Source organism: Blastomonas sp., assembly GCF_041747255.1.
In the GTDB taxonomy this organism is placed as follows: domain Bacteria; phylum Pseudomonadota; class Alphaproteobacteria; order Sphingomonadales; family Sphingomonadaceae; genus Blastomonas.
In genome coordinates this window covers 1-6,581 of record NZ_JBGTFM010000434.1, presented here as the reverse complement: position 1 = coordinate 6,581, position 6,581 = coordinate 1, and the positions used below count along the sequence as shown (strand labels likewise).

Sequence of the window (6,581 nt, the reverse complement as noted above, 5' to 3'; positions counted from 1 at the left end):
TATTCGTGTGCTCGCCGTCTTTTTTGGCGGACAGGATCATATCCGCAGAATGCTAACGCGATTGCTCGATGAGTAGCTCAATGGCAGCATCAGAGTAGTACAGCCCTTCTGATCCAGCGCAGTGGACTGGTGCGTTTGGCCCATTTCGGTCGTTCGCGTACTTTTCAGGCCGCTAATATTCTGGGGGGCTTGTTTCAAATGCGCTTTGTCCGATAGTGACCAGCAAATTTCAGCCGGGGAGCTCAAGAAATATGGGTTCGCGAAGCGGCAAGAAAGCGTTGATGGGTTCGCCTGTAGTTGCACCGGGCGCTTCCGAGCCGCAGCGAGAAATAAGCTATCGGCCCGATATCGATGGCTTGCGGGCTTTAGCCATCGTAGGCGTACTGCTATTTCACGTCGATATTGTCTCGTTTTCCGGCGGTTATCTGGGCGTGGACGTATTTTTTGTGATCTCAGGCTACCTGATCACAAGAATCATAGTCACCAACATTGATGCGGGCCGGTTCAAGCTGCTCGGCTTCTATGTGCGCCGCGTCCGTCGTATCATTCCCGCGCTGATCTGTACCGTTACGGCAACATTGATCGCGGCTGGACTTTTTCAGTTTTCGGATGACTACGCGCAAACGGCTGAGAGCGGCGCGGCAGCGCTGCTGTCGATTTCGAACATATATTTCCTCCTGCATGGCGGTTATTTCGAGGGTCCCGCGCAGTTCAAGCCGTTGCTTCATACTTGGTCGTTGAGTGTCGAGGAGCAATTCTATTTGGTAATGCCGGTCGCGTTGATACTCGTGAGTGGCTCCTTGGTTCTGCGACGCTGGGCGATCGTCGTAGGCATCGTCGCATCGTTGACTCTGATGACAGCCATCGCTAATTTCGCCGCCTTCGGCCTTTCGGAGAAGACGTCGTTCTTCATGATGCCAACGCGCGCTTGGCAGCTTCTCCTCGGCGGAGTGTCGGCTACTTTTCCGCAACGTTTAAACTTTGGCCGGCACACGCGAGTAATCCTTGGCTGGATCGGATTCACTGCAATCGTTGCCGCCTTCTTCGGCGCTAACCCGGCGGCGCGCCTTTCGGGCCTGGACGCGGTTCAGCCTGTTGTCGGCGCGGTGTTACTGGTGAATGGTTTTGCCGGGCCGACCAGCGTGATCGGTCGAGTTCTCGGTTTGCCGCCTGTCGTATGGCTGGGGCGCATTTCGTACTCGGTCTATCTGGTCCATTGGCCATTGGTGTCGCTCTACAAGTATGCGTTTCAACGAGAACTGGACGGGGCGACACAAGCCCTGCTGATCGCGCTTTCAATCGCCCTTGGCTGGCTGCAATGGCGTTTCGTCGAACGGCCTTTCCAATTGGCCCATGGCAGCTCAAATGGCACTCCGCGATTCTGGCTACGCTTCTCCAGCGTGTTCATCGCAACGTTGGGGTTGGCTTTGGTCATCAGCTCATTGAACGGCGTGCCGATTCGATTTGCCGAGCCTCAGCCTGTCACCGCAACAACTACCCCGGATCAGGACGGACTACTGTGCCAAGATCAAAGCGAGGGGATCATCTTTTGTGCGCGCGAGACGGACTCGGACCGGCGCGTTATCGCGCTGATCGGTGACAGCCATGCGAGGATGTTGCTGGACGAGCTCTCCCGCATCGCAGACGACGCAAACCACAACCTAGTCGCCTATATTGAATACGGTTGTCCAGCGGCGCTCGGCGTCAACACGTCGGGCAGTAGCACTAATTGCGCAGAACGCCGCGATGCACATGTTCAAGCTCTCTTGCAGCGGGCCGACGTTGACGGAGTGCTACTGGTATCGCGTTGGGCGCTCTTCGAAAAGGGCAACGCCTGGGACATGAGGAACAACTGGCTTTCGGATGCAGCAGCCGCGGTCCAGCTTTGGCCGAGCCCAAAGCGGAACGGTGAAGTTTTGGGCGAGGGCATCTTGCGTTTAGTATCGGCTTTGCCGCCGGAGATCGCCGTTTCTGTCATCGCGCCGATACCAGAGCTCGATTTTCACGCCGGTCTGCGCATGAGCGCTAATATGCTATTCGGACGGTCAACGTCATTAGAGATCGACCGCGCCGTCTATGAAAAACGCATCGAAGGGTTCGAACGTCTCATCGGACGACCCTCACTGTCAAACAGGGTCCGCCTCTATCGGCCAGGCGAGTATGTGTGCAGGGGGAATGCGTGCGCCGTGGCGGAGGACGAGCGCCTCTACTATTGGGACTCCAATCACTTGACGCAGCTCGGTGTCGTACGAATTCGTCCGCTGCTTGAACAGGCTGTGTTCGATTTGACGACGGCGCACGCGGAAAACTAGATCGCCCATACCTTAAGCCGCTTCGGCGGCATACACCTGCCGGACAGATCACGATATCGAGCGCTGTACCCACGCGTACCGGGTCAGTGGCTCATTTCAAAGCACTGAAGTGGAAATCGTTACCGTGGTGCTTGGAGCCAATTAACAGCTCGTGGGCTCGTGCTGTCATGTTATTTCAACGCAACGACCGCTTCCGGCGAACTCCGGCCTGGTTGTAGTGAGTAGGCCGAATGACAGGACTGAGGCGACCCTGCCGGATGCAGATACCGACTATGAGAGCCGACCTGGCCCTAAACCGTTGGTCGCGCGAACCGGAAACTCGCGGTTGTAGAGAGGAAAATGTCGGGGGCGGTGGTCATGCGAAGAACACGTCCTTGGGAAAGTCGCGATACTTCTCGCACTCGGCCTTGAAGTCATAGGGCACTGTCTGCGCGCAATCAGGCCACTTCTCAGTGGCAAGCCAATACTCCACCAGCCCCAGACGCGCGCACAGTTTCACAAAGCGGGGGTCGGCGCGCAGCTTGGTATAGGCGGCGGGAAACAGCAAATGGGGCCGGTAGGCGTTGGCGCCCATCACATCCTTTGGCCCGCCGCTTGGCCCCAGCTTGGCACGATCCAGCAGAGCAAATGCCTCATCGACGAAACCAAGCTCGGCCAGAGTGGTAAAGGGCATAACTTCCGTGTGGCCAGTTCGGTCTATGCCGCGCGTAATGGCATCCAGCATGAACCGCCGGTTTTCAGGCGTGGGGTTCCGCAGAACATGGACCAACATCACCACCCCACGATGCTCCCGCAATGGATATTGCGCGAGGCGTTCAGGGTCGATCAGTCGGTCGACACCGTCCCAATCGCCTTGATGGGTCAAAGCCAAGATGAGGGCAGCGACATTGTGATGGTTGTCCGGGTAGGTGGCGACCGCATTTTGCATAGCGGCGATCCCGCCTTCAAAGTCCCCAGCGCGCCATCGCGACTGGCACTTCGCCGAGACAGCCAACTCATCAAGGGGATCAAGCGCCAGCGCACGCTGAGCGAGCGAGAAACTTTCGCGATTGTGGCCCATATTTTCATAAAGATAGCCGACGGTGGCAAGCGCAACAGCCGAATTCTGTCCAACTCGGGCAAGAGTTTGCAGCCTATCGTGCTGGCCAAGAAAATCGCCAAATGGAGGGGCCAACCAAATGTCGCTGGCGGCATTGCGTGCGTTGTCAGGATCGAGTGTGCTGCACTGACGCTGCACTTCTTGAATGCGACGCGTCATGGCTGCGCGATCAGCGTAAGGCATGCCTTGCCGCAACGAAGACATTTGCATCGCCAACGCCGCCCAAGCGTCGCTAAAATCGGGCGCACGCTTTACCGCGGTTTCCAGCAGCGCGATGGCCTGTCGGGCACCGTCGGCGTCTATGATTAGGTTTCGCCCCCGCAGATACAAATCATAGGCGATCGGGTCGATTTTCTGCACGGCTTGAGGAAAGAAGGCCGCATCCAGCGCTTCAGCGATAGCTTCGGAAATCTCGTCCTGCACGGCGAAGATGTCATCGAGGGCGCGGTCATATTTGTCTGACCAGATGGTGGTCTGTGTCGCGGCCTCGGTCAGATGGGCGGCGATGCGCACTTTGGTCCCGCCCCGCCGGATAGACCCGTCCAGCACATGGGTGGCGTTGAGTGCTGCGGCCGCCTTTGGCTTGTCGGCCCCGCGGAACTGGAAGCTGGAGGTGCGGCCAATCACTTTCAGCCGCGATGCGCGCTGGATGCGGCCCAATATGTCCTCCGACACGCCGTCGGAGAAATAATCCATCTCGGTATCACTCGACAGATTGTCGAACGGCAGGACAGCCAGCATCGTGTGGGTGGGTTCGGCCGCGACCTTCGCCAAGCTGGGCATGGCGGTGGCGGCGGGCTTGGCTTGCGCGCCGACAAACCGCGTCACATCGGACAGGAACGCGGCCCAAACTCTGTCCCCAGCGTCCCCCTGCCAGTGGCCCAGCTCCGCCGTTTGCGTCAGCTCAAACATGATCGGCCGTTCGCACGGCTCGATCATGCAGGGCACTAGCGTCTTGTTGCGATCAGCCAGCGTGGCCTCGGCGCGGACCCAGCGACTGTCGACCGACTTTTTCGACCAAAGCACCACGACGGCTTTCGCTGTCTTCAGCGCCTTCTCGGTGACCTGATCATACGCCTCGCCGGTGCGAAGACCCATATCCCACCAGACCTTGAAGCCTTGCGCCTCGAACGCCTCGGCGAACAGCTTGGCCCGCGCCTGGTCCTCGCGGTTGTAGGAGAGGAAGATGTCGGTCACGTGCGCCCCTGGATTAATGAGGATGACAGCTAGCGCACGCAAGCGGGTCGGTCGAGGTCGCCGGCGTTTGCCGGTGGGCGCCTATGGCTGGAATCGGCGATCTCCAGCCGGGTAGCGGTAGGGCCGCCGAATGACACGATTGGATCGACCCGGTCGGTCCCGGAATTTGGCAGTGGGAGCCAATCTGGCCGGACCTCGACATCGCAGAGGATCAGGAGGTTCTCCGCCGCCGCGTTCGCTCGGAAATCAGCGGCAAACTCGCTTCTACCCATCGGATCAAGCTGTTGGCTTCCTTTTTGAACGAATGACCAAGAACTGTCAGCTTGTACTCAACATGCGGCGGAATGGTTTTCTTGTCGTCTCGCTCGACGATGTTCAGTGCAGTGAGTTCCTGTAATGTTTGCGTCAGCATCTTTTGAGAGATGCCTTCAACCGTTCGCAACAGCTCTCCGTTCCGAAGAGGCCCGTGGCCCAGCGCGTTCACAATAAGTATCGACCATTTGCTCGTCAGGGACGCCAGATACCGCCTTGATGAGCATTGGGAAGACAGGACATCAGGTTTCACAGGGCGGGCCTCGAACGTCTGGGTAGGCACCAAAAAGTGCGTACTATACTTTCGGTGTTTTGGTCCCCAAAAGTGGATCCGTCCAGCAGTATTCGGAGAGGTCGATGGAGATACTGAACATAGCCGGCGCCATCATCACCGTGCTGATGGGGTGCCTGGGCCTGTTTTTTCCCCAACGGGCAGCAGCGTTCACCGGCTTAACAGCTGTGACGGCTCCTGGGCGATCGGAGTTCAGGTCAACGTTTGGCGGACTTTTCGTATTCGCGGGAAGTATTCCGCTCCTGACGATGTTACCTGCAACATTCCTGGTTGTGGGTCTGAGTTGGGCCGGCGCCGCAATAGGGCGGATTGTTTCAATATTTGCAGACAACGCGAACGTTCCGAAAAACTGGATCGCAGTCTTGTTCGAAACATCTATAGCAACACTCTTGCTTATCGGTGGACCGTTTGGACTGCTGCTTCAAACGATAGTCCGTCCTTGATCGAATCTGCTCGTACTCGCCGACTGCTCAGCTTCCTAACGGGGGGTGAATGACCGTCTTCGGCGAACTCCGGCCTGGTGCTGGTGATACAGACGAGCGACAGGACGGAGTTGGCCCTGCCAGTCCCGGTATTTGACCGTAAGAACCAACTTGGCCCAAAATGGGCAATGAAACTTCGTAAACCGGGGCCGTGTTCCGCGGGTGAACGTTTTCTATCAATCTACCGAAATGATTGGCGCACTAAGGCGGGTCTGATGATTTATGATGTGGCGAAATTTGTGCACGTGACGGGCGTTGCGATGTTAATGGGGAACATCACCGTCACTGCGATCTGGAAATTCTTTGCCGACCGCGACGGGCGGTCAGAGGTGCTGAGCTTTGCGCAGAAGCTGGTGACCTATACCGACTGGTCAATGACGGTCTGGGGCGCGGCGCTGATCATCGCCGGCGGCTATGGCATGGCCATTTCGGCTGGCTTTCCACTTGACCAAGGCTGGCTTCTCTGGGGCCAAATCCTGTTCGCGTTGTCGGGGCTGACTTGGATACTTCGGATCGTGCCGATTCAGGTGAAGCAGGCACGATTGGCAAAAGCTTTCTCGGCGGGCGATGTGGGTGAAGAGTATCGTTCGCTTTCACGACGCTGGCTGGCTTGGGGGATTTTGAGCACGGTGCCGCTCGTCATCGCGACATGGCTGATGGTGGCAAAGCCAAGCTGAGAGCGTTCAGGTCGCGCACGTGTTTTTCGCCGCAATCCTACAGAACACCCCAAGTCCAGCACAACCAATGGTAGCGTCCCATCACATGGTGTAATTCGTGCACGCCGTTTCGGCTGCGGTGATGGTTTCAGTTGCCCACGCCGGGCAGACTGAGAACGGGGTTATCGACGATCCTGGCGAGACTTTCCAGTGACATGTATCGCCGGGTGA

At 57.8% G+C, this 6,581-nt stretch carries 5 protein-coding genes; 3 read left to right on the top strand and 2 right to left on the bottom strand.

Annotated elements, in window-relative coordinates; all coding sequences use genetic code 11:
• The first annotated feature begins 215 nt into the window (after nucleotides 1–215).
• Entirely contained in the window at nucleotides 216–2,312 is a 2,097-nt protein-coding gene (locus ACEW8G_RS14605; RefSeq protein ID WP_373489131.1) for an acyltransferase family protein, read from the top strand.
• A gap of 355 nt (nucleotides 2,313–2,667) precedes the next feature.
• Here the strand turns inward: ACEW8G_RS14605 and ACEW8G_RS14600 are convergent, their stop codons facing one another.
• Nucleotides 2,668–4,608, bottom strand: a complete 1,941-nt coding sequence (locus ACEW8G_RS14600) for a TIR domain-containing protein (protein ID WP_373489130.1) — start codon at nucleotides 4,606–4,608, stop codon at nucleotides 2,668–2,670.
• A 211-nt stretch (nucleotides 4,609–4,819) separates the two neighbouring features.
• Nucleotides 4,820–5,173: a winged helix-turn-helix transcriptional regulator gene (locus ACEW8G_RS14595; RefSeq protein ID WP_373489129.1), complete on the bottom strand. Its 354-nt coding sequence runs from the start codon at nucleotides 5,171–5,173 to the stop codon at nucleotides 4,820–4,822.
• A gap of 104 nt (nucleotides 5,174–5,277) precedes the next feature.
• Between ACEW8G_RS14595 and ACEW8G_RS14590 the strand changes: the two genes are divergently transcribed.
• Nucleotides 5,278–5,655 (top strand): DUF4345 family protein, encoded by a 378-nt coding sequence (locus ACEW8G_RS14590; protein ID WP_373489128.1) that lies wholly within the window; start codon nucleotides 5,278–5,280, stop codon nucleotides 5,653–5,655.
• Between the two features lie 110 nt (nucleotides 5,656–5,765).
• The gene (locus ACEW8G_RS14585; protein WP_373489127.1) at nucleotides 5,766–6,371 is read left to right on the top strand and encodes a DUF2269 family protein; all 606 of its coding nucleotides are present in this window, start codon (nucleotides 5,766–5,768) and stop codon (nucleotides 6,369–6,371) included.
• The last annotated feature ends 210 nt before the right edge of the window (nucleotides 6,372–6,581 follow it).

Coding starts and splice junctions, on each gene's coding strand:
- ACEW8G_RS14590 (WP_373489128.1), top strand. CDS start 5,278: ATGGAGATACTGAACATAGCCGGCGCCATCATCACCGTGCTGATGGGG.